Source organism: Clostridium carboxidivorans P7 (genome assembly GCF_001038625.1).
In the GTDB taxonomy this organism is placed as follows: domain Bacteria; phylum Bacillota; class Clostridia; order Clostridiales; family Clostridiaceae; genus Clostridium_AM; species Clostridium_AM carboxidivorans.
Genome location: NZ_CP011803.1, coordinates 2,426,326 through 2,452,587, shown reverse-complemented (window position 1 = coordinate 2,452,587; position 26,262 = coordinate 2,426,326). Strand labels below are relative to the sequence as shown.

Sequence of the window (26,262 nt, the reverse complement as noted above, 5' to 3'; positions counted from 1 at the left end):
TACTTACAGCTTGTTAATAATTAAAGTTATCCTTTGAACTACAGTTTTTTATAGCACTAACTCTTTTGGTTAAGTTTGGATGACTTGAATGTCTTTCAGATAACCAAACCCAAAAACCAGTTTGTTCAAAAGCTTGTCTTTCAAATTCTTCTACATTTACTTTTTTATATAGTTTTTTGCCAGCTGCTAAGAATAATAGTCCATTTACGGCTCCATCAGGTTGCAGGTTGGCTGCAAAGCTATCTGCAGTATACTCACAAGCACGTGAGTAAGCCTTTCTTAATAAAGGAACAATTGATGATGGCAAAATTAGCCAGCGCCATTTTAAGTGACCTCTTTTTATATGAGCTAATTCATGAGCAACAACAAAATTAACAGCATTTTGACCATCTTCATAAGCTAATTCAAGCACATCTGAATAAATAACAGCAAAATTTCTTCCTAAAAATTTTGTTACAAAAGAATTAATAATTCCGCCTGACTGCATTATATAAATGTCAGGAAGAGGCATGGACATTTTTTTACAAAAATCAATAGCTGTATTATATAACTCAGGAAATTGTGTTTGAGAAACCTTTATGGAATTACCCTTAAGTGATCCAATAAAAATACCTCTTGTGAATAAAAATATCAGTAGTCCTATTATTAAATAAACCACAAAAATAGAAGTTGGTGAATATTCTAGTGTGATATCTTCTTCACCTGCAATAAGAGCCATTATGATACATAAGTATATAAGTGCACTAAATATGCAGCATAGTGCGAAGTATAGTTTTTCCTTTTTATTAATTAAAGAATTCATTAAAAACCTCCTAAAAATATTAGAATATATGTTGCTTAAAAACTTAATCAATTTATAAATTTTAAAGATTTGACAGCTGCCTAAAATTAAATATAGATGATAATTTGAATAAATTTACAAAGTTTTTGGTATAAGCAAGACAATACGGTACATTATAACAAATATGTAATTGCATTTCAATATTTATATTATAAAAAGTTTAATTACATTAATAAAATTATTAAATTTAAATGCAATGTTGCAAGTGTTCTGCAATATGGGGTATAATGGAAGCTGTTAAATTGAAACATAAGAGGAGAATTAAATGAAAGATATAAATTATACAAATTTAATAGAAGATCTGAAAAGTGCTGATGATAGTAAGAGAGCTAAAATAATAGATAAACTTTCCAGGGATTATAATAATGCAATGCCAATGTTGTGGTCAGAAGCTTTAAATCAGGATAATCCAAGAGCAGTACTTTCTGTTATAAGAGATATTATAAAGAAAGAAAAACCTAGAGGTATATTTAAAAGAACTGTGGGGCATTCTAAACAAAAACTTGCTGATTTTCTGAAACATTCAGATCCTAAAGTCAGAAAGAATGTATGTGGTATTATTGGTGAAATAGGTGATTCCAAATATTTAGAGGATTTATATAGTGCATATGATTCAGAGGAACAGCTATTTGTAAAATCCTCATATATACTTGCAATAGGAAATTGTGGTGGAGTTTCGGATGCAGAAAAGCTTAAGTCAATATTTGAAGAATTAATAATTAAAGAAAAAGCTTTAAAAGACAAAAACTTGGCTGCAAAGGATGAGAAACATATAAATGAAGAAAAGCGTGCACTTACAAGGGCTATAGCTAAATTATCTCCTCCAAAGCCCCATAAGTTTACAGGCTTTAAAAATCCTGTACCTATGATATTGACAACTATGAATGATCATTTTCAAATTACTTTAATGGATCTTAAAGAAAAATCAATTAAAGGCACAACTGTGACTGAAGGAATATATATCGAAGAAAAGGATTTAAAAAAAGTCTACGAATGTAGAACTTTTTATGAACTTCTTTTTCCTTTAGAATCCTGTAGTAATCTGGAACTTAATTATAAGGTAGTAGCGGATAAAATTATAAAAACAAATATTATAAGCTTTTTAAATCAGTGTCATGAAGGAGATATTAATACCCCATTTTGGTATAGGGTTGAATTTAAAACTACAGATCACAGCAGGGAAAGATCGGAGTTTGTAAAAAACTTATCTAGAGAACTAGATGAAATTTCAGATGGAAATTTAAAAAATAGCCCTTCCTCTTATGAAATTGAGATTAGAATAGTTGAGAAAAACAATTTATGTAGTGCCTTCATTAAGCTATATACCTTAAAGGATAATAGATTTGATTATAGAGAAAAAGCTCTAGCTGCATCTATAAATCCTGTAACTGCAGCTATTGTAATGAAAAATATAGAAAAATGGCTAAAACCTAATGCTAAAGTTATAGACCCGTTTTGTGGTGCGGGAACTATGTTAATTGAAAGAGCTAAATTAAAAGATTTTAAAAGTTTAACAGGGATTGATATATTTAACACAGGTATTGCATATGCAGAAGTAAATTCTTACCTAGCTAATGTTAATATACAATTAAAATGTGAAGATATATTAGAATTCTATTCAAGAGATCGCTTTGATGAGATGATATCAAATATGCCTTTTGAAAGTAAATCAGGAGTTAGCAGTTTTAATACTAGATTATATAGTGAATTTGTAAATAGGATTCCTAGTATTGTAAGACCAGGGGGAATGATATTTCTTTATACAGTAGAAAAAAATCTTCTTAAGGAAAGTTTAATAGATAATAAGTATCTTAAGATTATTGATACTATAAAGATTGAAAGTGGGGGCTTGATTCCTCATGTGTTTGTAATAAGGGTGCTATAATTAACTGAAACATAAATAGTAATTTCAGGAGGCATTTTGAAGAAATCTACAATTCAATTAACTTGAGTTATGATTTGACAAAATAGAAATTACTGAATAAAAATAAGATAACTATCTCATTTTATAAAAAACAATGCTTGAATTAAGATGTAATATTTTTATTTAATGTAACAACTGAAAAAATGAATAGTTTGCCAGAACACTGTAAAATTCAAATTTGAATTTTGCAGTGTTTTTCGTTGTAATACAAAGATATGTGTATGTATTGTAAAGTTATACGACATAAGTGGTATTTAGAAATTATTATACTATTTATGAAATTGGTAAATTTAACATATTGATATTTCAAAAAAATTAATATATAATAACCATGCAAGTGATTGATAATAACTTTCAGTTTCAAATGAAATATGTTTTCGTTTATCTGAATTTAAAATTATTATTATTGAAAGAACCAATGAAAGGAGCAATTAAAGTTGAAAAAAGTTTTTGCATTATTTTTACTTGTTATGATTACTATATCTGTTTTACCTAGTACAGTTTTTGCAGCCAGTGCTGAAGAGGATTTAAGTAAAGCAAATCAGTCTGTGCTAAAAGCGGTTGAACTGGTTCAGTCTGGTGATATGGAAAAGGCTAAAGAATCTTATGCTAATTTTCAGGAAGGCTGGAGAGATTTTGAGGATAACGTTAAGGCAGAATCAAAAGAAGCTTATGGAAGTATCGAGGATAAAATGGGCATGGTTACATTTTTATTTTCTCAAACTCCAATCCAAAAGGACAAGCTAGTACAAGCTCTTAAGGATTTAGATGATGTAGATAAGGAGTTTACTTCAGGAAAGTTTAAGGATATTGAAAGCAGCAAAAAAGATTCAAAAGATAATAAACAAAGCAGCACTACTATTGGGGATTTAGTGGTACTTTTGGAAAAAGCAAAATCCCAAATAGATAGTGGAGATACAAAAGCTGCTTTAAAAACCATGAATAACTTTAGCTCTTCGTGGTTAGATGTTGAAGGAGTGGTTCTTACTAAGTCTAAAAAGGTATATGATGATGCAGAGAAAGACATGGTTAGTGCTAAAGCATATCTTTCTACTAGTCCAGTACAAACTGATAATGCTTTAAAGGCAATTAATAAAATGCATACATATTTGTCACCACTTGTGGGTGGAAATTCTTATTCAATGATAGATGTTATTACTATAATACTTCGTGAAGGTTTAGAAGCGCTGCTTGTGGTAATAGCACTGCTTGGTTATTTAAATAGGTCAGGTCATGAGGACAAGAAAGGCTGGATATATGGTGGAGTTGGTATAGGCTTCGTGGTAAGTATAGTACTAGCCGTGATCGTAAAAGTTCTATTCTCATCTGGTACCTTTGGAAATAATAATTTTTTAATTGCAGGTTGGACAGGAGTATTTGCTGCAGTAATGCTTATGTATGTTAGCTATTGGTTACATAGTAAATCTAGTGTAAAGGCATGGCAAAGCTATGTCAATGATAAGAGTTCACAAGCCATAGCTACTGGTAGTTTATTTTCTTTAGGATTATTAGCCTTTTTAGCAGTATTTAGAGAAGGAACTGAAACAGTTTTATTTTATATCGGTATGGCCTCATCAATTAAGTTAACAGATTTAATTATTGGTATTGCAATAGGTATGGCTATATTAGTAATTATAGCTTTACTCATTCTAAAGGTTGGTTTACGTATTCCAATGAGACCATTTTTTATGGTATCAAGCTTATTAGTTTTCTATTTAGGATTAAAGTTCACTGGCATGGGCGTAAATGGATTACAATTAGCAGGATTATTGCCTGCAACTTCTAGCGATATGCTTCCTAGCATAGCTTGGATTGGGATGTATCCAACTTGGGAAGGCTTTATTCCACAGTTGATTCTAATTATAGTTGCAGTTGCAATGGTTATATTAAATAAAGTAAATTCAAAAGGTTTAAAAATTAATTAATGTAAAAATTAGATGTTTTAATATTAGAAGGAGAGAGTATAATGATGAATTTTAAAAAATTATTTATAATAAGTTCTTTAGGTGTAGTATTAACATTTGCAGGATGCAGCACACAAAAAACTGAACAAGCTGCAACTTCAGCTCAAAATCAAACTAAGCAGGAAGTTTCTGCAGAAAAGCAAAAAACTCTTAGTATTCAAGAGGGAAGCAATAACATGAAAGAGGTTATTAAGCAAATGAAAACAGAGCTTAATAATAAGGAAGAAGACAAGGTTATAAAAACTTCAGAAGGTTTAGAAGGAAACTGGAAGATATTCGAGGATAATGTTAAGGAAAAGTACTTTACTTTATATGAAAAAGTTGAGGATCCATTACACACTATAACTGCAGCAGTAAAAGTAAAACCACTTGATGTAAATGTTATGAATACTGCTATGGAAAATTTGGACAAACAACTAGATCAAGTAAAGCTAGCAGACTTAACTACAACTGGTATCCAAAATATGAGAGATGTTTCAAAAAAGATGAAGGAACAGCTATCTAATAAGGAAGAAGATAACGCTATAAAAACTTCAGAAGGTTTAGAAGAAAATTGGAAACAATTCGAGGATAATGTGAAAGTAAAATCTCCAGCATTATATGAAAAGATAGAGAAACCTCTCCACACTATAAATGCAGCTGTGAAGGTAAAGCCACTTGATACTAATACATTAAATACCGCTATTGATAATTTAGATAAGCAGTTAGAACAGTATCAACTATCTGATTTAGTTTCAACTGGAACTCAAAATATGAGAGATGCCTTAAAGAAAATGAAAAATAAGATTGCACAAAATGATGAAGAAAGAACTATAAAAACTTCTGCATATTTAGAAATAAACTGGAAGAAGTTTGAGGATAATGTAAAAGCAAAATCACCTGAATTATATGAAAAGATAGAAGAACCTCTACATGCTATAAATGCAGCAGTAAAGGTAAAGCCACTTGATGGTAAGACATTAAACACTGCTATTGATAACTTGGATAAGCAGTTGGAAGAACTACAAAAATCACAATTTTAATAGAAAAAATCCAAGTCACAAAACATGAAACAATAAAAATATGTTGAAATAATAAACTGTATCCTGAAGCAAGGGCCTTTCTGAGTATGTCCTACAGGATACAGTTTATTTTATATTTATTACTTAAATATCGGGTTCTACATGAATTACAACTTCTGTAATATTAAGCTCACTCCTCAATTTTTCTTCAATATTCATTGTAATATCATGTCCTTCTATAACATTTAATTTAGAGCTAACACTTACTACCACATCAAGGAGAATATTATTACCATGAAAGCGTGCCTTTAAGGACTTGATTTTTCTTACTCCTGGAACGGTATTTATTATCTCAGCTATTCTATCTAATTCTGCCTTATGAAAGCCGTCTGTGAGATTATGTGATGCTTCTCTGAAGATATCCCAACCAGTCTTTATAATTAGTATTCCTACTATTACTGCAGCTAGAGGGTCTATCCAAGGTAACCCGAATTGAGAAGCTACAATACCTACAGCTGTACCTATACTTACCCAAGCATCCGAAAGATTATCCTTAGCGGCAGCCATAAGACCTGCGCTGTTTATCTTAATAGCAATTTTTTTGTTATAACGATATACCATGTATATGGCTAATGCACAGACAACAGCAGCTATAGAAGCAATTAAGTCGGGGGCCTTAGACTTAAAGTAGATAATAGAATGAACTGCATTATATAAAACATCTAATCCTACAGCTATCATAATAAAAGATGCAATGAGTGAAGCAATAGTTTCAGCTCTAAAATGACCATAATGATGATTTTCATCTGCCGGCTTTCTTGATATCTTTAATCCAATTAGAACAGCTAATGAAGCAATTATATCGGTTGTATTATTCAATCCATCTGCCATTAGGGCTTCTGAATTATATATATATCCTATACTAAGTTTTAATAAAGATAATGCAATATAAGCTATAATACTTATACGAGCACCTCGTTCTGCAAGCTTTAAGTCGTTATATTTTTCCTCCATATTTTCACTCCTTGTTCCGAATAATAGGTATAAAGAATTTTTATAACAAAGAAAAAAGAGATTTACCCTTAGTTTTTAGTTAATTGAAAGAAATTTATTCTATGACTACTAAAGAAAATTTTAACATAGGTGAAGGATTGTGTCTGCTGATAAAAAAATCTATTTTAAATATACTTGACAATATTACTAATTAGTAATATATTATTTACATGAGTAAAGAAAAAATATCTTATGGTGAATTAAGTGATTTAAATTTAAAGACACTAATAGTATTAAGCAGAACTAGTCAAACAGTTCGCAAAAAAGAACAAAGGACAATTAAGGAGGGAGGTTTAACGATTTCTCAATTTGCTGTACTTGAAATGTTATACCACAAAGGCGATCTAAAAATTTGTGAAATACTTGAGAAAACTTTAGCTACAGGTGGCAATATGACCGTCGTTATAGATAATCTAGCTAAGGAAGACTTAGTTAAAAGATGTGTTGATGCCAAGGATAGAAGGGTTAACTTAATTAGTATTACAGAAAAAGGCAGAGAATTGATAGAAAGTATTTTTCCCAGACATGTAGAGAATATAAATGAAATTTTCAGTGTTTTAACAACTGAGGAAAAGGAAGCCCTAATAACTTTATTAAAGAAATTATCTGGTGTATAAAAGTATACACCTTATATTTTAAAATTATATTACTAATTAGTAATTAACTAATTAGTATTAATAAAAGAGAGGAGATATATAAATGAAAGTAGAAAAACAAACATTGATAAAAGATATCGTAAAAATGGGACAAGAAGCAGTACAGGTACTTATGGATTTTGGAATGGGATGCATTGGATGTCCTTCTTCTCAAGCTGAAAGTATTGAACAAGCAGCTGCAGTTCATGGAATTGATGTTGAAAAATTACTGGAGAGACTTAACCAAGTTAAGTAAGAGAAAAAATATATAATACAATCAAACAAATGATAAATATTTTTGATATACGAAGGAGATTAAAAGGATGTTTAAATCAATAATTTCAAAATTTATAAAACCTAAAGAAGAAGATAAAGTAGTATGTGGATGCCATAATGTTACTGAGAAGGATATAAAAAATGCTATAAAAGATGGTGCTAAATCCTTTGAAGAAGTACAAGCTGTTACAAAAGTTGGCACTGGATGTGGCTGCTGTGTGGAAGGTAATAAGGATTTAGTAAATAAATTAATAATTAGAAAAAAAATAGATGAAAATCAAATAGTATGTGGTTGTTTCAAGGTTACAGCAGGGGACATAGTGGCTGCTGTTAAAAATGGTGCTAAGTCTTTTGAGGATGTGCAGGCTGCTACTAAAGTTGGTACAGGATGCGGCGGATGTGTAGAAGGAAATAGGGCGTTAGTTGATTACTTATTGAAAAAATAATAAATACTAAAATCCATAACTTAGATAAGCAATTAGAGCAATTACAAAAGTTACAATTCTAGAAAAATAGCTATATATCCTGATGCATGGGATATATAGCTAATTTTTTTATTCCATTTAAATTAATCAGCGCTTGTATATCCACTTATATAATGTATATGACCATCTGCGCGCCTTAACATAGTTTGAAAATAGTGATAATGACGTCCGTCAGGAAGATAAGTTGCTGGACCTGTTCTAGTTACATAGTTATGATAATGGCCATGATTAAAAGTTGTACTACCTTGCATGAAATGGTTATGAGGCACTCCACTTGGTGCCATATCAGTAATTTCACCATAGTGATGAACGTGACCTTGACTATATGTTGTTCTACCTGAATAGCTGTGGGAATGTTCTGGCATTTAAATTCCTCCAGATTAATTTATACATAAATAGTATATGAGTATCTTAGGAATAATGTTACATTTGGAAAAACGTGATTAAAAGTATATATAGATTAATTTAAGTATGGTATATTTTGATATTTCATCTGTTTTTAATCAAAAATTTATTGTTCTATTCACATAAAATCCACACAAATAAATGTTAAAATAAATCCCGGAATGTAGGGAGATTATAGACAGATATGCCATTTAGGAGGTGATAGAGTTTATGTGTAAAAGAGAATTTTTTATACCTTTTTTTAGAGCAAGAAATAAAAAAGTTCTTACTGTAAGAGAATTTTATGTGCTTGGCACTGTGGTACAACTAAAAGTCTATGGAAGCAATGGGAAAATAGCTGTAGAGGAAGCTGTAAATAGGCTGAATGATATAGATAATAAAATGTCTGTATTTAAAGAGTATAGTGAGATTTCCATGATAAATGAAAATGCTGGAATTTCTAATGTAGAAGTTAGTAAAGATACTTATTTTGTTGTAAAAGAAGCTGTGAAATATAGTGAATTATCAGAGGGAGGATTTGATCCAACTATTAGACCTGTGGTGGAATTATGGGGTATTGGAACGGATAAAGTTAAGGTTCCTGGTGATAACGAAATTGGTTCAAAGCTAAAACTTGTTAATTATAAAGATATAATTCTAAATGAAAAAGACAGAACTATTAAGTTAAGAAACAAAGGTCAAAATATTGACTTAGGTGGAATTGCTAAAGGCTATGCTGCAGATGAAGTAAAGAATATTTTGATAAAGAATAATATTAAGAGTGCTTTGATTAACCTTGGAGGAAATATATATGCATTGGGTAAAAAGCCAGATAGAACACAATGGTATATTGGAATTCAAAATCCTTTTGGTAAAAGAGGAGAGTTTGTTGGTTTTATAAATGTTAAAAATAAATCTGTAGTTACTTCAGGAAATTATGAAAGATATTTTATCAGTAATGAAAAAAGATTTCATCATATAATTGATCCCAAAACAGGATATCCTTCTGACAGCAAAATAATAAGTTCCACTATTATTTCAGATTACTCAATTGATGGAGATGGTTTATCTACAGGTGTTTATATTATGGGGCTTGATAAGAGTATTAAGTTAATAGAGTCTATAAAAGGCATAGATGCAATTTTTATAACGGAGAATAGAGAAATTTATATCACCTCAGGTATTAAGAATAAGTTCAAATTAGTAGATGAGAACTTTGTATGTAGAAAAGAGTAAAACTAAAAAAAGCTATTTTTACAAGTTAAAGTATTAAGTTTTGATAAAGAATATTGGAGGAATAATAAAATGATAAAAAAAATACCTAAGCTGCAAATAATAAGACATATTACGCAAATTATATTTTTAATCTTTATACCAGAGTTATTTACCTTAGTTTTTAGTCAATTGAAAGAAATTTATTCTATGATTGTTAAAGGTAACTTTAATATTGGTGAAGCTTGGCCTCATTTAATTGGAGCAATAATAATTATGACCTTAACGATAATTTTAGGTAGATTTTTTTGCGGATGGTTTTGTACCTTTGGAGCTGTTAATGATTTCATATACCTAGTATCGCACAAGCTATTTAAAATAAAATTCAGAGTAAATGAAGAAATTGATTCTAAATTAAAATATATAAAATATGTAGTATTATTATTTATTGCAGCTGTTATTTGGACAAGTGGTAGCAGCTACTTTGATAGTTATAGCCCTTGGAATGCTTTTGCGGGAATGGATAATATTTCAGGAGCTGTGGTTCAATACACTGCTGGTTTTATAATATTGGCTTTTATAGCCATAGGAGCAATTTTTATTGAAAGATTTTTCTGTAGATATTTGTGCCCTCTTGGAGCAGTATTTTCGGTATTGTCTAAGCTTAGAATTTTCAAAATAAGTAAGCCTACGGATGAGTGTGGAAATTGTAGATTGTGTACAAATAATTGTTCTATGGGAATAGGGCTTTATAAAATGGAAAAAGTAAGTAGTGGAGAATGCATAAATTGTTTTAAGTGCATAGAAGTATGCCATAGAAAGAATCCACAAGCAAGTATTTTAAATGAGAGGGTTAATCCATTGTTTCCTAGTGCAGTAGCAATAGCTGCTTTTACAGGACTAAATTCTTTAGGCAGTGTTATGAGCAAGAATAATTCAGCAGCTCATGTGGGAAGTACAAATAATATTTCAGCAGATAATAATAGTTCTAAGGAAGATAAATACAAAGATGGAACTTATACAGGGATTGGACATGGGAAAAATCCTGATTTAAAGGTTTCAGTTACAATAAAAGATGGCAAAATTGCAAGTGTAGAAATAGTATCTGCCAATGAACCTAAAGGAAAAGAGGCTTTTAGTGTAGTTCCAAAGGAAATTATAGGTTCACAATCAACAAGTGTAGACGCAGTTACAGGAGCTACATTAACAAGTAAAGGAATTATGGAAGCTGTAAATGATGCATTAAAGCAAGCTAAAATTAGCAATGTATCAACAGATAGTAGTTCTAAGGAAAATAAATATAAAGATGGAACTTATACAGGGATTGGACATGGAAAAAATCCTGACTTAAAGGTTTCGGTTACAGTAAAAGATAGCAAAATTGCAAGTGTAGAAATAGTATCTGCCAATGAACCTAAGGGAAAAGAACCTATTAATGTAATCCCTAAGGAAATTATAGCAGCACAAACCACTAGTGTAGATGCAGTTACTGGAGCTACATTGACAAGTAAAGGTATTATGATGGCTGTAAATGATGCATTAAGTAAGGCTCAGAAATAATTAGATAATATTGATTTAGGTTAGGAATGTTTAGTAACTAAACTTCCTAACTTTTTAGTATATTTTAGCTTAAAGCTGATACAATTAATTTTAAATTTATATTGCCAGTAGATAGGAGTGAAAAAATGCTAGATAACAAAAGGGTCCTTGTAATAGATGATGAGAATAAGATAGTTGATGTTATAAGATCATATTTAGAAAGAGATGGAGCAGAGGTATTTGAGGCTTTCGAAGGAAAAAATGCTTTGGAAACTTTTGAAAGAGTCAATCCAGATCTAATAATATTGGACCTCATGCTTCCGGATATGACTGGAGAAGAAATATGTAAAGCTATAAGAAAAAAATCTAGAGTTCCAATAATAATGCTTACTGCTAAAATTGATGAGAAAAGTGTAATATCTGGATTACACATAGGAGCAGATGATTATGTTACTAAACCCTTTAGTCCAAGAGAGCTTATGGCGAGGATATTTGCTTTACTTAGAAGAGTAAGCGAAGAGGCTGTACCACTTTCTGATATAGTGTCATTAAATAATGGGGATTTAGTAGTGGACGTTCTTAAAAGAGAAGTAAGGAAAAAAGGAGAAAACATAAACTTAACAATAACAGAATACAAAGTTTTAATGGCACTTTTAAAGTATCCTCAAAAGACCTTTACCAGGGAGGAGCTGATAAATGCAGTTCTTGGAGAAGACTATGATGGGTATGATAGAGTTATTGATACCCATGTTAAAAATCTAAGACAAAAGTTAGAAACAAATCCTAAGGAACCTGAATATATAATCACTGTACATGGCACAGGATATAGGCTTGGAGGAGAGTAATATGAAAAAAAGTCTTAGAAAAAAGATGTCACTTTCCTATATATTAGTTACAATAATTTGTGTACTGCTTATTAGTCTTCTTTCAAATTTCTTCTTAAAAGAATTGTTTAAAGACTATATTGTTCAGGACCATGAAACAAAAAATAAGGCTATAGTTTCAGCTGTAAGTAAGTACTATCTAGGTGATGGAAAGTGGAATAATGATGAAATTAAAAATCTTGGTGTAGATGCAATTGAAAATGGATTATTTATCAGTATTAAAGATGTATCTGGTAAGACAGTATGGGATGCAGAAGCTTATAATAATAGCAAATGTAATGCCGTGAAAAACCGTTTAATAGTTAATATGGAGACACATTTTCCAAAATGGAAAGGAGTTTATACTAAAGACGAGTATCCTATAGTAAATAATTCAAATAAGGTAGGAACTGTAGAAATTGGATACTATGGACCATTTTATTATAATGACAATGATATATTATATATAAATGCATTAAATAAAATACTTATATGTGTTGGAATAGTATCCTTATGTATTGCTTTAGTGCTGGGGCTTTTAATGGCTAAAAGACTTAGCAATCCTATAATGAATGTTATAGATACTGCAGAAATGATTTCCAAAGGCAATTATAGTGAGAAGATTCAAATAGAGTCTGACATAGAGGAAATAGATAAGCTGGCAACAACAATCAACAACCTTGGAACATCTCTTTGTGAGCAAGAGAAGTTAAGGCAAAGATTAACTAGAGATATTTCTCACGAATTGAGAACACCTCTATCAACACTTCAAAGTCATATGGAAGCATTGATAGACAGAGTATGGGAACCAACTACGGAGAGACTAACTAGCTGCCACGAGGAAATACTTAGATTAAAAAGACTTGTTGGTGATTTAGAAAAACTTGCTGAGTATGAAGGAGAAAATCTTATATTAAATAAAACTAAATTTAATATGAGAGAAGTCATTAACAATATAGCAGTAAATTTTGAGAAACAATTTTTAGACAAAGGAGTACAATTAATCTTAAATGCTGAAGATATTAGTATTTATGCAGATAAGGACAAAATCATCCAAGTAATAGTAAATTTAATATCTAATGCTCTAAAATATACTGAAAAGGATGGTAAAGTTGAAGTCAATTTGTTAGAAGACAGTCACTTTGTTAAGTTGAGTGTAAGAGATACAGGTATAGGAATTTCTGAAGTGGATTTACAATATATATTTGAAAGATTTTATAGAGCAGATGAGTCAAGAAATAAGCTGACTGGTGGAGCGGGAATAGGTCTTACAATAACAAAATCAATCATAGAGGCGCATAATGGAAGTATAGTTGTAGAAAGTAAGATAAATGAGGGAAGCGAATTTGTGATAATGATACCCCAGAGTTAAAGAAAAATGAAAAAATTATATTTTATTGTATTTGAATAAATTTTATGATAATATTTATACTAATAAATACATAAATTCTTATGTTAAGAGGGAGTAACTGCCTGTATTGGTGATGAAGTCAACATACTGACCTTTTGGTCTGGCTTTATCGTGGCTTATTTTAGTCAAGTGAGACTTTTAACACAATGATTTTATTATATTTAAATTTTCTTTAGCATAATAATCTATGCTAAAAAAGAGTTAAATTTAAGATAAAATTTCATTGTGCTAAGGGTCTTTTTTATTTATATATATTTGTTAATTTTATTAAGGAGGTTACTAAATGACAGAGTTTGTTAAAGCGGCATTACTTGTAGTTGTAGCAGAAATGGGAGATAAAACACAATTGCTTGCAATGGCCATGGCAAGTAAGTATAAGGTAAAAGAAGTAATGATTGGAGTACTTGTAGCTACTATTTTTAATCATGCTCTTGCTGTAGCAGTAGGAAATTATTTAAGTTCACTTATACCAATGAGTACAATAAAAATTGTTGCAGCAATATCCTTTCTAATCTTTGGACTTTGGACTTTAAGAGGGGATAAACTTGATGATGAAGATGAAAAGAAAACTAAATTTGGGCCAATTGTTACAGTAGCAATTGCCTTTTTCTTGGCAGAAATGGGTGACAAGACCCAGCTTATGACAATAGCAATATCAGCAAATAGTCATCATCCAGCGTTTATTTTAATGGGAACAACTGTAGGTATGTTAATTGCTGATGGTATAGGCATAATAGGTGGTGCATGGATGTGTAAGCATATTCCTGAAGCATATATAAAATGGGTGGCAGGAATTATATTTATATTCTTTGGAACACTTACTATTTATAATTCTGTTCCTTCAGTACTACTTAGCACTATGTATGTAATTCTATATATATTAGTACTTGGAATACTAATATATATATTCGGTGTAAAACTTTCCTATCAAGGTCAGGCCTGTAATATAGCTTCACCTGATAAGAATATTTTAAAAGATAACAATAAGTAAGTTAATGATGTCCTATAGATTTATTAAGGAATAAATTTCCACGGATATACAAAAATATAAAGGCAAAAATATTAATGTTAGTTTTGATTTACAAATAAAAAGACATGGAGGTATTATTTATGAAAGCTAATAATAATATAGGATGTTCAGTAACTGAATGTAGATTTCATGCGAAGGATGAAAATTATTGCTCATTAGAGAAAATTCAAGTTACAAAGCATGAAGCACAGGCTAAAACAAAACAATGTACTGACTGTGGAAGTTTTGAAGCACAATAAAAATATTCTAAAATAATGAGCTGTATCCTTGTAAGACAGTAATTTTTCGGAATCTGTCTTATAGGATACAGCTCATTTCGCTATATGCAAAAGTTTTAATTCTATCAATAAAACAATTTGTATATATTGTTGACAGTACCAAAAAATATGATATACTTATAGTCAGTACTGAGTATAAGGAGATTACAAATGAAAATACAATTATATATTCTAGGGCTTCTTATGAGATATGGCCCTCAACATGGATATAGCATAAAACAAATAGTATCAGATAACATAGCAGCCTTTGCTAAAATCAAACTTCCTACAATTTATTATCATTTAGATAAACTGGCTGAAAAAGGCTATATAAATTCTGTTATCGAAAAAGATGGCAATAGGCCTGAAAAAACAGTATATTCTATTACCGATTCAGGAATTGCTTATTTTAATTCTTTGCTTAATAAAATTTTAGCTGAAAATTATAGTGTAGAATTTGATTTCGATGGAGTATTATATTTTTCTGACTTTGCTGATAAGGATGCTGTTATTAAAAATTTAAATAGACAAAAAGAGTATATAGAAAATAAGTTGAAAGAATTAGCTAGAACTAAAGATAATACAGTAAGTAAATTGTTACCTGATTACAGAAGTTACTGTATTAGTATATTTAATCATCATATATATCATTTAGAAACTGAATTAAAATGGATAAATGAAACATTAAAGGAACTCTCTTAAGAGTTCCAAAAAAATGTTAATATAGTCAGTACTGAGTATAATTACGGAGGTATATTTATGGAAAAGAGTCTTTATTCAAGAAATTTTGAAGTTAACTATTATGGAGTGGAGGATAATATTTGGAGAACTATCTCACATTTAACAGATCGTCAACATGACATTCAAGTAATAGTAGATGTATCTGTACCAGATATGATTATATTAGATGCCAGGGTAGAATTGCTGCGTTATCCAATTAAAGATTGCATTTTAATTAAAGATAAAATGAAAGAATTAATAGGTATTGATGTTATTTCAGAATTCCGCTCTAAATGTGATGAATTGTTTTCTAGTGAAATGGGATGCGGCAATGTTAGAATGCTTCTTGGAATTTCTGTGCCTGGGGTAATCTTTAATTATTTTCCGCATCAAATTAAAATAGGAAATATGACAGAAAATCAATGGTGGGATTTTTGCAAAGAAAAACTTCCTAAAGCATGTATAGCTCACACAATAATGAGTAATAATGCCTAAATACTAAAGTATTAAATAATTATTTATATAGAAGAGGAGTAAAACTATGGCTTATAAATTGAAAGAAGTAACAATAAGAACGAGTAATTCTGAAGAAGGAACAAAAATAATTAGTGAAATTTGGGGTGATATTATGAGTGGAAAACTGCCCCTTCTTTTTGATAGTGAACATATGTTTCAAAAAGGCGTTTCTCCAGTTTCAAAATATAGTAACTATTCTAGTGATGAAAGTGGAGATTATGACCTTACCATAATGGCTGTAACAGCTGACTTTTTTCAAAAAATAGAAACAGCAGTAAGTAAAGGATTATATAAAAAATATGATGAAAATGGAGAAATAGGTATATGTACAAAAAAGGCATGGGAAAAAGTATGGCGTGAACAAAAATCGGGAAATATAAAGAGAGCTTTTACTGAAGATTATGAGAGTACTGTTCCTAGTGAATATACGAAAGATGGAAAGGCACATTGTTATTTATATATTGCTATTCAGTAGAAGAAAAAAAATCCAATTTTGATAACAAATAAGTTTTTAAAATAATTGACTCGCCCCTTAGGGGTGGGTTTATAATAATTATCAAGGTGAGGGATTAATGGAGAATAAAATAAAAATAGGCGAGTTATTGTACTCTCAGGCTACATTTTTATTATCTTTGTCTTTAATGAAAACAGTTATGCTTCTACTATTATACAGGTTGAAAACAAGCAGCAGGTTATATCAACGGGACCATATTCTATAGTTCGCCATCCAATGTATTTAGGAATGCTTATAATGTTTCTATTTACTCCTTTGGCACTTGGTTCTTATTGGGCAGTGATACCTTTTCTTCTTTCTGTGCCAATGAATGTATTTAGAATAAAAAGTGAAGAAGAAGTGCTTTTACGAGAACTTCCAGGATATAAAGATTATTGTTTAAAGACACATTATCGTTTAATTCCGTTAATTTGGTAAAATTTTAAGGAAATCCTTTATTTGATGACTAACCGCTCTTTAAGTGGAATTAAAGAGAGGTATTGACATAATGTAAGAAAGGTAATATATTATCTATAAAGGTAATGTATTACCTTTATTTTGGTATTTGGGGGTAAATATGAAAAAAGTTGAAAAGACCAGTGATATACAGTATTTATTTGGAGCACTATTTCTAATTGCTAACAAGGTAGATACTTTACTTGGAAGAGAATTTAAAAAATTTGATATTACAACAAAACAGTGGTTTTTATCAATTGTAATTGATAATTTATTTGATAATCCACCAACAATAAAAGAAGCTGCAAAGGAAATGGGAAGTTCTCATCAAAATGTTAAACAGGTTGCGTTAAAGCTGCAAGAGAAAGATTTATTAATATTAGATAAGGATGAAAAGGATGCTCGTGTAACTAGGCTAAAATTGACAGAATACAGTTATAACCTGCTAACAAAGCTTAGGGAAGAAGGAAATACTTTTATTGAAAGCTTGTTTAAGGGTATAGGAAAAGATGAATTGACAACTACAAGAAAAGTTATTCAGAAAATTATATTAAATGCTGATGAAATGGACATGAAAAATAATAATGTTTAGAAGTGGAGAAAAAATGGATAAAAATGAATTTAAACTTCAGATTGATAAATATATTATATATTTTACTATTCCTATAGCTATACTTATGGTTATTTGCAGCAGCATAGGAATTTGGCATCAAAAGTTGTATTCAAAAGAAACTATAGACTGGCTATCCCAATGTATTGGACAAGATATTTCAAATGTATTTTTTGTGGTGCCTGTTCTTTTAGTTTCAGGTATTGGAGCTTCAAAAGGATGTAGGACTTTTAAAATAATTTGGCTTGGAACAATGATTACTAATGTTTATTCTTACATTATTTACTGCTTTGCTGTACATTTTAACTTTTTATTTCATATTTATTGCTGCATTTTAGGACTATCAATTTTTTCATTATTATGCTTTTTTACTAAGCACATTAGTGAAGACTTTAAAAGCTGGTTTAATGAAAAAACCCCTACTAAAGCAGTAGGAAGCTTTTTACTGGTAATTGCAGTAGTATTTGTTTTTTTATGGCTTTCCGATTCACTGCCTGCAGTTTTAACAGGTACTGTACCAGAGAGTATTGTTAAGGATAATTTGACTACAAATCCAGTTCAAGCTTTGGATTTTTCTTTTTTTCTTCCACTAATGATTATCGCTGCCATAAGCCTTATTAAAAAGAAAAGCTTAGGATATCTTCTAGCACCTATGATGATAATTTTTGCTATAATAACTAATATTGATATTATTTCTTTAATGATTGTTGCTATGAATATGGGAATTTCTAATAATATACAGTTAATAATTTGTTTTAGTGTGATTACATTTGTAGCTTTAGTATTTTTATGGCAAATGTTAAAAAATAATAAAGACATAATTATATGCTTTCAAAAACATTGATATTGAATGGGGGAGAATATTATAAAAATTAGAAAAGTTTTTAGTAAAACAAAGATACTTAAACCTATTTTCATATTTCTATTAATTTTTATATTTCAATTTATATGTGTTGACTTTTGGGTAATAAACAAAGCTAATAAATACATAGTAGACAAACATTCTGTTCCGAGGGTAGAGTGTATAATTATTCCTGGAGCTTATGTATACCCTGATGGAAGATTAAGTGATATATTAAAAGACAGGGTTGACACTGCTCTAGAAATATATAAAGAAAACAGTAATCTTAAAATATTAGTAACTGGTGATCATGGAAATTTACAATATGATGAAGTTAATAATATGAGAAAATATCTAGAGCAGAGAGGGATAAAAAGTTCCAGCATATTTTTAGATCATGCAGGTTTTAGTACTTATGAAAGTATCTATAGGGCAAAACATATATTTAAAGTAAATAGTGCTGTAATAGTAACACAGGATTACCATCTTAAAAGGGCAGTGTACTCAGCAAAAGGCATGGGAATTGAATGCTATGGAGTAAAAGCGGACAAACATATTTATGTAGATATCGTAAAATATAAACTAAGAGAGAGTTTAGCTATTTATAAAGATTTTATTGCAGTAAACATATTAAAACCTAATCCTAAATTCCTTGGAAAAGAAATTCCTATAAATACTGGCAATTTCAAAGAAACCCGTGATTAAAATTAATTTATCCTCATGAAGAATTCCTGAGAGAAAAAGATTTTCGCTGATATCATTTTAAGCACATTAGATTCTATGACTTATATTATAGGAGAGTAATTATTATGAAAGACACAAAAAATAATTGGTTTTGGCCAGTAAAAGAAAAAATTTTATTTGTACTGCAAGGAGATGAAAAAGGAGCATCAAAAGAGGCATTAAAGAGAATGGAGGTATTTAACACACAGGTTGATTTAATAAATGCAGGAATGAAAAGAATTAATGAAAGACTTCTTATGGATAAGACATATAAAATATCAACGGTTATAATTGGAAAATTAAAGAATTCAGATAGGATTTGGACTGATGGTGCAATTGAGTATTTATCAAAGGATAATTATATCTTTAGGGTATTTATGAATTTTGATAAAGAAGAAGGAGTATTTAAATTTACGACCTGTGATTATCAGTTTGATATATATAAGGCTGCTGAAGTATGCCATGATAATGCTGTTTTAATGGATATTGAACAGCAGGAAGACGGAATTGTTTATGAGGAAGGCATTTATATAGGAGATTTTTTTTCTGATAAGGAAGTTCAAGATATAAGCGAAGGTGATAGGAAAAAATTCTTAGTACTATTTGATAAAATGGAAAAGGATTTATTGAAAATAACAAAAGAAGCAGAAAAGTACTTCAAAGAGCTATTTGCAGATGAAGGTAAAGAGATACAAGATATAATACAGGTGACAGCTTGTGAATTCGCAGATGCTTCCCTAAAAAGGCAGCAGGGCTTATGCATTGAGTATACTCTTTCTAGTGAGGATTTCTTTCAAGGGGTATATACAAAACATCAGTTAAGAGTATTAGAAAATGGAAAGATTGATGGTGTTGGGATTCATGTGTGATATTGCTAGATCTATTTAGGTACTATTATCAGACAATGCAAATCACATAACAAAAGCATCATCATGAGTTATAAAACTCTTGATGATGCTTTCATAATTTTATCCGATCGTTAGCATTGCTAATATCCTTTATTTAGCTTCTAATTTTTTATCTTCAAATTCTTCTACTTTTGAAGCAGATTTTTTGTTAATACCAAAAGCAAAATATGCGATAGTAACGATAGCACAGAAAATAGCTCCAACCAATAGTGGAATCTGTGTATCTGAATTAAAGCACATGCCGATTAAAACTAAGCAAAGATAAACTACTACAATATAGTTAGCATATGGGAATAACTTTGATTTAAAAGGATGTGTTTCCATTTCGGCTGCATGTTCTTTTCTGAATTTTATTTGACTGATACACAAAACAACCCATGGAATCATTCCTGGAAGTACACTTGCACTATAAATATAAACAAACAATTTAGAATTTGGGCAAAGATAATTTAAAATTACACATAATAGCAAACAAGCCAAAGTTGTTCTAAGAGCATTAACTGGTACACCCTCTTTATTTACTTTGCCTAGGAATTTAGGAGCTTGGCCATTTCTTGATAATGTATAAAGCATACGACCACAGCTGTAAATTCCACTGTTACAACCAGACATTGCAGCTGTCAATACTACGAAATTGATAATACCAGCAGCAGCAGAAATTCCAACCTTAGCAAAAGTTAAAACAAATGGACTGCCAAGTGCACTTATTTTATTCCAAGGATAAATAGTCACAATTACAAATATAGCACCAATGTAGAAAATCAATATACGCCAAATAATATTTTTTGTTGCTTTTCTTAATGTGTTTTTTGGGTCCTGTGCTTCTCCAGCTGTGATTCCAATAAGTTCTACACCTTGATAAGATGCCGTTACCAAGCATAAAGCAAATAGCCAACCTTTCCAACCTCCGGCAAAGAAGCCTCCATTTGCTGTAAGGTTTGTTAAACCAACGGCTGTCCCGTGGTTACCAAGACCAAAGAAAATCAAACCAAATCCAACTAATAGCATAGCAATAATCGTAATGATCTTAATCATTGAAAACCAGAATTCAAATTCACCATAAAATTTAACTGAAGTCATATTGGCAGCAGCAAGAATAGCTACACCTACCAAAGCTGGAATCCAAGATGGCAAAGCTGGAAACCAATAATTCATATAAATTCCGATAGCAGTAACTTCAGACATGCCCACAGCTATCCACATAAACCAATAACACCATGCTGTCATATAGCCAGCCCAAGGAGATATATATTTATTTGCATAAGTTGCAAAAGAACCAGTCAATGGTTCAAGATAAAGCATTTCTCCCATTATTCTCATAACTATATACATAGCAATGCCTGCTACTGCATAAGCCAATAATACTGATGGTCCTGCCCATTTGATGGTACTAGCCGATCCCATAAACAAGCCGACACCAATTGTGCCACCTAAAGCAATCAATTCAATATGACGTGCTTTTAGGCCACGTGTCAATTCTTCTTTTTCCATTTAAAATAGCCCCTTTCAAAAAAATATTAATAAATTATAAAGACAATTAATTATTGGATATGAATAGTATGTTAACATAATTTTATGATTGTTTTGTTTTTGTCATAATTTTTCCAATTGTTCCAATTATGTGATTTTTATATTTCACGCAAACAAATTATTCATTATGTATTTTGAAGACAAACTTTCAAATATAATTTTAGCTAACTTAATAAAATCTTTTTTTTACATCGAATAAAAGATATATGACGTTGTATGCATAAATATATTAAAATAAAATCAGGACTATTATAGCTATAACGATTACAATAGCCCGTTTTCTTTAAAATTAAAAGTTATATTTGATTATCAATTAAATTCTTCTATTTGCTTTATATATACTCCTGTTTTCATACTTTAAGTTCATATTATTACTCTTCATTTTAAATAAAAATTATTTTTTAAGATAAGAATTATTCTTTTATCTGATTTTTCTAAGTATAGTCTTTGCCTCTAATACAGTCTAAATGATATATTTTGAAATTTATTATAATATTTTTATATTTAACCTTAAATTATATGAAAAATGCAACAAGAGATATATGTTTTTCTTTACTAAAACACTATACTATTAAAAATAAATGATATTGCCATAAATCAGCAGTAGCATTTATTTTTATGAATGTTTAAATAGCACTGTTTGTGTTAAAATAATTGTTAGGGAAGGAAGTGGTTAAGTGAAAAAAATTCCTATAGGTATAAGTGATTTTAAAAAATTAATAAGTGAAAATTATTACTTTATGGATAAAAGTTTATTAATAAAAGAAATTTTAGAGGATGGCAGTGAAGTTATATTATTACCAAGGCCAAGACGTTTTGGAAAGACTATCAATATGAGTATGCTTAAGTATTTCTTTGAAAAGACTGATGAAGATAACAGCTTTCTTTTTAAAGAATTGAATATATATAAATATAAAGATATTATGGGGAATCAAGGAAGTTATCCGGTTATTTATCTCACCTTTAAGGATGAAAAATATTTAAGTTGGAAAGATTGTAAAAGTGGGATGAAATTTGTAATAGGAAGCGAATTTAAAAGACATAAATATCTTCTTGAAAGCAATGTAATGAATGATGAAGAAAAAGAAATGTACAAAGATGTTATGAACTTAAAGGCAGAGGATATATATTACCATAAAAGCTTATTAAGTTTAAGTATGTATTTATCTAAGTACTATAGTAAAAAAGCCGTAATAATTATAGATGAATATAATGTACCAATACAAAGTGGATATACTGGTGATTACTATGAAGATATTATAAATTTCATGAGAAATTTTTTAAGTGGAGGCTTGAAGGATAATATATATTTAGAAAAGGCAATTCTTACAGGTATACTTAGAGTAGCAAAGGAAAGTATATTTTCAGGACTTAATAATTTAAATGTATATAGTATTTTAAAGAATAAATACAGCAGCTATTTTGGATTTTCAGAAGTTGAAATAGAAAAAATTTTCAGATATTATGAAGTGGAATTTAAGCTGGATGAAGTTAAAAGCTGGTATAACGGCTATGTATTTGGAGGAAATATAATATATAATCCTTGGTCAATATTAAATTATGTGAACAATTATGAAGAAGGACTTCAGCCATATTGGATAAATACCAGCAGCAATGATTTAGTGAAAAGCCTTATAACAAAAGGCGGTCAGCAGCTAAAAAGTGAACTGGAAGATTTAATTCAAAATAAAAGTATAACAAAAGATATAAATGAAAATATTGAAATGAAGGAAATAGATAAGAGTACAGAAAATGTATGGAGTTTTTTACTTCTTAGTGGATATTTGAAAACTGTAAAAAAGGCAAGAAAGGCAGATGGAAGACTTGTATGTGAACTTGCCATACCTAATATAGAAGTAAAATATTTATATAATGAAATAATAATGAGCTGGCTTAAAGAAAGCGTAAATAATGATGAATTCAATCTTATGTTAAATTCACTTACAAATGGAGATATAGAAACCTTTGAAGATATTTTTGCAGATTATGTGGTTAAGAGCTTTAGTTATTTTGATATAGGTGATGAAAGTGAGAGCTTTTATCATGCTTTTGTACTTGGAATATTAGTAGCATTAAATGATGAATATAGAGTGAAATCTAATAGGGAAAGTGGTTATGGAAGATACGATATAATGATTATTCCAAAGGATATGAATAAAAATGGTATAATAATTGAGTTTAAAAAAGTTAATAAAAGAAGAAAAGAAACTTTAAATACAGCAGCTGAAAATGCATTAGTTCAAATAAAGACTATGAATTATAAACAAGAACTTATTGAGCTTGGAGTAAAAAATGTAATAGAACTTGGAATTGCTTTCGAAGGAAAAGAAGTTTTTGTTTTAACATAAAGTGTAATTTTAACTTGAATTAACTAAGAATTTTATTAGCTGAAGTTAGAAATAAGGTGTCTTTAAATATTTTAAATATAAGGATTAAGGGCACTTCTTTTATTTCAATTTTGAAAATAAAAAAACGGCGGGTAAAATTTTAAGGAAATCCTTTATCCGATGACTACCAGCTCTAGATAACAATTTTTAAGCATCAGTTGGAGGTTAAATGCTTGGATGTGGGTATCTCATTTAACAGGCTATATATTAAGGGATTTATTCTTAGTTCATCAGCTGCTTTAATTTGCGCTTAATTACTATAAGATTATATACAATCTAGAGAATAGCTGACTTTATTTCAGTCTGTAGTTATTTTCCTTTTCATGTATTTCTACAATGAAATTTTTGCACATTTCTAAAATTTGCTGCCTATACTTTCATCAAAATATAAAAGTTTTTCCACAGTAAATTCAGAAGAGATTATTATAGGCAAATTCTTCATGTATCTATAATTTATTATTTTAAATGTTATGTTCATATCTGACTCAATAAGCTTGCCTTTATAGAGATCATCTATTATTAAAACCTGTGCTGTTGTGAACTTTCGTGTGCAGGCTTCATAATATTCTTCATCTAAAATATTTTGTTTTAATTTTAGTATTTGCTCAAAAAAGCTATACTATTTTTTCTAGTATTTCTTATTTGTTTAAAGCTTTTAAAGTATTTGAAGGCAGTTTTCTAAAGCGTAAACTTCAGATGAGTCCTTCCATGTCTCCTTGATACCATTCTGTTTTTTCTTCCTCAGATTCATGTTTTCCAAATTCTTTTTCCTGAGTCTCTGAATTATATCCCCAATTCTTTTCATAGTTTCCCCATGTTCTTACAAAGCTTTCCTTTCCTTGCAGCTTTTTATAATCATCAGGAAAATCACTGTTAGTTTTAAATTTATGAAAACCATAATAATTCTTATGTTTTTTATAATTATTTAAATAGTTTATGACCTCCTTTTCATCCCTTAAACCTTTATTTTTCCAGCTGTACAGCACTTTTTCAATATATCTCAAATTTTTGGCATTACTTTTTAATGCCTGCTTCATTCCAAGAATAATTAAGTCCTTTGAATTAAAGTCCTCCATAAAATTTTTTAACAGGTCAATTTCATAAGGACTGGCACAGCTTATATTGTCACTGTAAAAATTTACAACATCGGCGAACCCTTCTTCTTCTTTTTTTAAGTAAGTCTCTGTAGTAATCTCTGGTATTGCTTTATTAAAATAGGCATTATCCATAGGACTTTTTGACTCAATGGAAGAAGTGGAAAGGTACTTACTGCTGGACTTATTTACATCATCTAAATTTTCATAAGTGCTATCTTTGTCATAATAAATATTTTGATCTATAGAAATTTCATTTGCTTCTAACTCGTAATGAACTTCTAGTTTTTTATCATCTTCAGAAGTGTCAGATGAATTTTCACCTGGCTTTCCTTTAGTGTCAATTATTGAATTAGTACTATTTTCAAAAGAATCACATAGGCTTTCAAGTTTTTCATAATCTATGGTGTACCATTTAGTCTTGTCCATTTTTGATTTATTGAAATTAGAGCTTAAAACTACTCCTGAAGTTTCAAGCTTTTTTATAGCTCTTATTATGGTTCTTTTGCATAAAAAGCTTATTTGATTGTGCCAGGCTTCATAGCTGTTATAAATCCAGGGTGTGCCATCTATTATGTGAGTGCTCTTTAAAAGCCAGTAGTGGATTTGTTGAAGTATTATACTTTCTGTAACTCCAAAAATTTCTGCAAGCTTAGGCTGAAAAACCATAGTGATTTCATTTTCCAAAAGTACTTTTTTCATAATTAACACCAATCCTTTACTTATTTTTTCAGAGGACAAAGAAGGTTAGTTTTCTTGCTTTTTAAAAAATTTTAAAAATTAGTTTCGTAAGTAAGCATATTATTACCGCTCTTTTTTTTAATCCTTCAATAGCTTATTTGCAATTTATGAATAAAATGTTGCATAAATGATTTTACTTACTTTTACAGCTTTTTTCTACAATATGCTGAAAAGTTGGCATTATATGATGATTATTTGAAATTGGGAAAGAAACATAACTGTTTTTAGTGTTGAATTTTTTGTATATAGATAAATTTTATGAGAAAAATATTTCAAAAAAATTCTGATTGAGTTATTTTCAATCAGAACTTTTTAAAGTTGGCTATTTTGTATCATGGATCATTTAATTTCTTTTCATATCTTATCAT

At 29.7% G+C, this 26,262-nt stretch carries 26 protein-coding genes and 1 pseudogene; 21 read left to right on the top strand and 6 right to left on the bottom strand.

The genetic code is table 11. The features are described from left to right. Nucleotides 1-13: 13 nt before the first annotated feature. Nucleotides 14-802, bottom strand: coding sequence for a M48 family metallopeptidase (locus tag Ccar_RS10605; protein ID WP_007059366.1), 789 nt, complete (start codon nt 800-802; stop codon nt 14-16). A 304-nt stretch (nt 803-1,106) separates the two neighbouring features. On the opposite strand from Ccar_RS10605, the gene Ccar_RS10600 reads away from it, so the two are divergent. From Ccar_RS10600 to Ccar_RS10590, 3 genes are all read left to right on the top strand, one after another. Further along, nucleotides 1,107-2,726 carry a methyltransferase domain-containing protein gene (locus tag Ccar_RS10600; protein WP_007059367.1) on the top strand — a complete coding sequence of 540 codons (1,620 nt, stop codon included), beginning with the start codon at nt 1,107-1,109 and terminating at the stop codon, nt 2,724-2,726. Nucleotides 2,727-3,202: 476 nt separating this feature from the next. After that, nucleotides 3,203-4,690, top strand: coding sequence for an FTR1 family iron permease (locus Ccar_RS10595; RefSeq protein WP_007059368.1), 1,488 nt, complete (start codon nt 3,203-3,205; stop codon nt 4,688-4,690). A 41-nt stretch (nt 4,691-4,731) separates the two neighbouring features. Next, nucleotides 4,732-5,751, top strand: coding sequence for a hypothetical protein (locus tag Ccar_RS10590; protein ID WP_007059369.1), 1,020 nt, complete (start codon nt 4,732-4,734; stop codon nt 5,749-5,751). Nucleotides 5,752-5,874: 123 nt separating this feature from the next. On the opposite strand, the gene Ccar_RS10585 is transcribed toward Ccar_RS10590, so the two are convergent. Beyond that, entirely contained in the window at nt 5,875-6,744 is an 870-nt protein-coding gene (locus Ccar_RS10585) for a cation diffusion facilitator family transporter (protein ID WP_007059370.1), read from the bottom strand. A 209-nt stretch (nt 6,745-6,953) separates the two neighbouring features. On the opposite strand from Ccar_RS10585, the gene Ccar_RS10580 reads away from it, so the two are divergent. From Ccar_RS10580 to Ccar_RS10570, 3 genes are all read left to right on the top strand, one after another. Beyond that, the gene (locus Ccar_RS10580; protein WP_007059371.1) at nt 6,954-7,400 is read left to right on the top strand and encodes a MarR family winged helix-turn-helix transcriptional regulator; all 447 of its coding nucleotides are present in this window, start codon (nt 6,954-6,956) and stop codon (nt 7,398-7,400) included. 82 nt (nt 7,401-7,482) lie between these two features. Continuing rightward, nucleotides 7,483-7,674 carry a DUF1858 domain-containing protein gene (locus Ccar_RS10575; protein WP_007059372.1) on the top strand — a complete coding sequence of 64 codons (192 nt, stop codon included), beginning with the start codon at nt 7,483-7,485 and terminating at the stop codon, nt 7,672-7,674. 67 nt (nt 7,675-7,741) lie between these two features. Then, on the top strand, nt 7,742-8,140 hold the full coding sequence (locus Ccar_RS10570) for a (2Fe-2S)-binding protein (protein ID WP_007059373.1): 399 nt from the start codon (nt 7,742-7,744) through the stop codon (nt 8,138-8,140). A 122-nt stretch (nt 8,141-8,262) separates the two neighbouring features. Here Ccar_RS10570 and Ccar_RS10565 read toward each other — a convergent pair whose 3' ends face one another. After that, a complete protein-coding gene (locus tag Ccar_RS10565) occupies nt 8,263-8,544 on the bottom strand; it encodes a YmaF family protein (protein ID WP_007059374.1) in 282 nt (93 codons plus the stop codon). A gap of 250 nt (nt 8,545-8,794) precedes the next feature. Here Ccar_RS10565 and Ccar_RS10560 point away from each other — a divergent pair, with 250 nt between their 5' ends. From Ccar_RS10560 to Ccar_RS10500, 14 genes are all read left to right on the top strand, one after another. Then, nucleotides 8,795-9,799, top strand: a complete 1,005-nt coding sequence (locus tag Ccar_RS10560; protein WP_007059375.1) for an FAD:protein FMN transferase — start codon at nt 8,795-8,797, stop codon at nt 9,797-9,799. 69 nt (nt 9,800-9,868) lie between these two features. Beyond that, complete coding sequence (locus Ccar_RS10555) at nt 9,869-11,335, top strand: FMN-binding protein (protein WP_007059376.1); 1,467 nt, start codon at nt 9,869-9,871, stop codon at nt 11,333-11,335. Between the two features lie 125 nt (nt 11,336-11,460). Beyond that, on the top strand, nt 11,461-12,159 hold the full coding sequence (locus Ccar_RS10550; protein ID WP_007059377.1) for a response regulator transcription factor: 699 nt from the start codon (nt 11,461-11,463) through the stop codon (nt 12,157-12,159). A 1-nt stretch (nt 12,160) separates the two neighbouring features. Beyond that, nucleotides 12,161-13,549, top strand: coding sequence for a sensor histidine kinase (locus tag Ccar_RS10545; RefSeq protein ID WP_007059378.1), 1,389 nt, complete (start codon nt 12,161-12,163; stop codon nt 13,547-13,549). Nucleotides 13,550-13,871: 322 nt separating this feature from the next. Then, nucleotides 13,872-14,579, top strand: a complete 708-nt coding sequence (locus tag Ccar_RS10540) for a TMEM165/GDT1 family protein (RefSeq protein WP_007059379.1) — start codon at nt 13,872-13,874, stop codon at nt 14,577-14,579. A gap of 119 nt (nt 14,580-14,698) precedes the next feature. Continuing rightward, entirely contained in the window at nt 14,699-14,857 is a 159-nt protein-coding gene (locus Ccar_RS26345) for a DUF1540 domain-containing protein (protein ID WP_007059380.1), read from the top strand. A gap of 189 nt (nt 14,858-15,046) precedes the next feature. Continuing rightward, nucleotides 15,047-15,577 carry a PadR family transcriptional regulator gene (locus Ccar_RS10535; protein WP_007059381.1) on the top strand — a complete coding sequence of 177 codons (531 nt, stop codon included), beginning with the start codon at nt 15,047-15,049 and terminating at the stop codon, nt 15,575-15,577. A gap of 57 nt (nt 15,578-15,634) precedes the next feature. After that, nucleotides 15,635-16,090, top strand: coding sequence for a DUF2889 domain-containing protein (locus Ccar_RS10530; protein ID WP_007059382.1), 456 nt, complete (start codon nt 15,635-15,637; stop codon nt 16,088-16,090). Between the two features lie 46 nt (nt 16,091-16,136). Further along, nucleotides 16,137-16,586 (top strand): hypothetical protein, encoded by a 450-nt coding sequence (locus tag Ccar_RS10525; RefSeq protein ID WP_007059383.1) that lies wholly within the window; start codon nt 16,137-16,139, stop codon nt 16,584-16,586. A 126-nt stretch (nt 16,587-16,712) separates the two neighbouring features. Continuing rightward, nucleotides 16,713-17,042 (top strand): methyltransferase family protein, encoded by a 330-nt coding sequence (locus Ccar_RS26340; protein ID WP_416100994.1) that lies wholly within the window; start codon nt 16,713-16,715, stop codon nt 17,040-17,042. A gap of 139 nt (nt 17,043-17,181) precedes the next feature. Further along, the gene (locus Ccar_RS10515) at nt 17,182-17,652 is read left to right on the top strand and encodes a MarR family winged helix-turn-helix transcriptional regulator (RefSeq protein ID WP_007059385.1); all 471 of its coding nucleotides are present in this window, start codon (nt 17,182-17,184) and stop codon (nt 17,650-17,652) included. A 13-nt stretch (nt 17,653-17,665) separates the two neighbouring features. Beyond that, nucleotides 17,666-18,514, top strand: a complete 849-nt coding sequence (locus tag Ccar_RS10510) for a hypothetical protein (protein ID WP_007059386.1) — start codon at nt 17,666-17,668, stop codon at nt 18,512-18,514. Nucleotides 18,515-18,520: 6 nt separating this feature from the next. Further along, nucleotides 18,521-19,216 carry a SanA/YdcF family protein gene (locus Ccar_RS10505; protein ID WP_007059387.1) on the top strand — a complete coding sequence of 232 codons (696 nt, stop codon included), beginning with the start codon at nt 18,521-18,523 and terminating at the stop codon, nt 19,214-19,216. Nucleotides 19,217-19,320: 104 nt separating this feature from the next. Next, nucleotides 19,321-20,103, top strand: coding sequence for a hypothetical protein (locus Ccar_RS10500; RefSeq protein ID WP_007064746.1), 783 nt, complete (start codon nt 19,321-19,323; stop codon nt 20,101-20,103). Nucleotides 20,104-20,232: 129 nt separating this feature from the next. Here the strand turns inward: Ccar_RS10500 and Ccar_RS10495 are convergent, their stop codons facing one another. Then, a complete protein-coding gene (locus tag Ccar_RS10495) occupies nt 20,233-21,633 on the bottom strand; it encodes an amino acid permease (RefSeq protein WP_007059390.1) in 1,401 nt (466 codons plus the stop codon). Between the two features lie 716 nt (nt 21,634-22,349). Here Ccar_RS10495 and Ccar_RS10490 point away from each other — a divergent pair. Further along, entirely contained in the window at nt 22,350-24,020 is a 1,671-nt protein-coding gene (locus Ccar_RS10490) for an AAA family ATPase (RefSeq protein ID WP_007059391.1), read from the top strand. Nucleotides 24,021-24,352: 332 nt separating this feature from the next. On the opposite strand, the pseudogene Ccar_RS27710 reads toward Ccar_RS10490, so the two are convergent. Then, nucleotides 24,353-24,734 (bottom strand): annotated as a pseudogene (locus tag Ccar_RS27710) (DNA replication protein); the annotation flags it as partial. A gap of 17 nt (nt 24,735-24,751) precedes the next feature. Then, nucleotides 24,752-25,855: a DnaD domain-containing protein gene (locus Ccar_RS10485; RefSeq protein WP_007059392.1), complete on the bottom strand. Its 1,104-nt coding sequence runs from the start codon at nt 25,853-25,855 to the stop codon at nt 24,752-24,754. Nucleotides 25,856-26,262: the final 407 nt, after the last annotated feature.

Bases quoted from the DNA above. Each gene is read 5' to 3' on its own strand.
- Ccar_RS10600 (WP_007059367.1), top strand. From the start codon at position 1,107: ATGAAAGATATAAATTATACAAATTTAATAGAAGATCTGAAAAGTGCT.
- Ccar_RS10505 (WP_007059387.1), top strand. From the start codon at position 18,521: ATGGGGGAGAATATTATAAAAATTAGAAAAGTTTTTAGTAAAACAAAG.
- Ccar_RS10540 (WP_007059379.1), top strand. From the start codon at position 13,872: ATGACAGAGTTTGTTAAAGCGGCATTACTTGTAGTTGTAGCAGAAATG.
- Ccar_RS10530 (WP_007059382.1), top strand. From the start codon at position 15,635: ATGGAAAAGAGTCTTTATTCAAGAAATTTTGAAGTTAACTATTATGGA.
- Ccar_RS10560 (WP_007059375.1), top strand. From the start codon at position 8,795: ATGTGTAAAAGAGAATTTTTTATACCTTTTTTTAGAGCAAGAAATAAA.
- Ccar_RS10590 (WP_007059369.1), top strand. From the start codon at position 4,732: ATGATGAATTTTAAAAAATTATTTATAATAAGTTCTTTAGGTGTAGTA.
- Ccar_RS10525 (WP_007059383.1), top strand. From the start codon at position 16,137: ATGGCTTATAAATTGAAAGAAGTAACAATAAGAACGAGTAATTCTGAA.
- Ccar_RS10550 (WP_007059377.1), top strand. From the start codon at position 11,461: ATGCTAGATAACAAAAGGGTCCTTGTAATAGATGATGAGAATAAGATA.
- Ccar_RS10575 (WP_007059372.1), top strand. From the start codon at position 7,483: ATGAAAGTAGAAAAACAAACATTGATAAAAGATATCGTAAAAATGGGA.
- Ccar_RS10580 (WP_007059371.1), top strand. From the start codon at position 6,954: ATGAGTAAAGAAAAAATATCTTATGGTGAATTAAGTGATTTAAATTTA.
- Ccar_RS10535 (WP_007059381.1), top strand. From the start codon at position 15,047: ATGAAAATACAATTATATATTCTAGGGCTTCTTATGAGATATGGCCCT.
- Ccar_RS10570 (WP_007059373.1), top strand. From the start codon at position 7,742: ATGTTTAAATCAATAATTTCAAAATTTATAAAACCTAAAGAAGAAGAT.
- Ccar_RS10500 (WP_007064746.1), top strand. From the start codon at position 19,321: ATGAAAGACACAAAAAATAATTGGTTTTGGCCAGTAAAAGAAAAAATT.
- Ccar_RS10510 (WP_007059386.1), top strand. From the start codon at position 17,666: ATGGATAAAAATGAATTTAAACTTCAGATTGATAAATATATTATATAT.
- Ccar_RS10515 (WP_007059385.1), top strand. From the start codon at position 17,182: ATGAAAAAAGTTGAAAAGACCAGTGATATACAGTATTTATTTGGAGCA.
- Ccar_RS10555 (WP_007059376.1), top strand. From the start codon at position 9,869: ATGATAAAAAAAATACCTAAGCTGCAAATAATAAGACATATTACGCAA.
- Ccar_RS10585 (WP_007059370.1), bottom strand. From the start codon at position 6,744: ATGGAGGAAAAATATAACGACTTAAAGCTTGCAGAACGAGGTGCTCGT.
- Ccar_RS10495 (WP_007059390.1), bottom strand. From the start codon at position 21,633: ATGGAAAAAGAAGAATTGACACGTGGCCTAAAAGCACGTCATATTGAA.
- Ccar_RS10565 (WP_007059374.1), bottom strand. From the start codon at position 8,544: ATGCCAGAACATTCCCACAGCTATTCAGGTAGAACAACATATAGTCAA.
- Ccar_RS10485 (WP_007059392.1), bottom strand. From the start codon at position 25,855: ATGAAAAAAGTACTTTTGGAAAATGAAATCACTATGGTTTTTCAGCCT.
- Ccar_RS26345 (WP_007059380.1), top strand. From the start codon at position 14,699: ATGAAAGCTAATAATAATATAGGATGTTCAGTAACTGAATGTAGATTT.
- Ccar_RS10545 (WP_007059378.1), top strand. From the start codon at position 12,161: ATGAAAAAAAGTCTTAGAAAAAAGATGTCACTTTCCTATATATTAGTT.
- Ccar_RS10605 (WP_007059366.1), bottom strand. From the start codon at position 802: ATGAATTCTTTAATTAATAAAAAGGAAAAACTATACTTCGCACTATGC.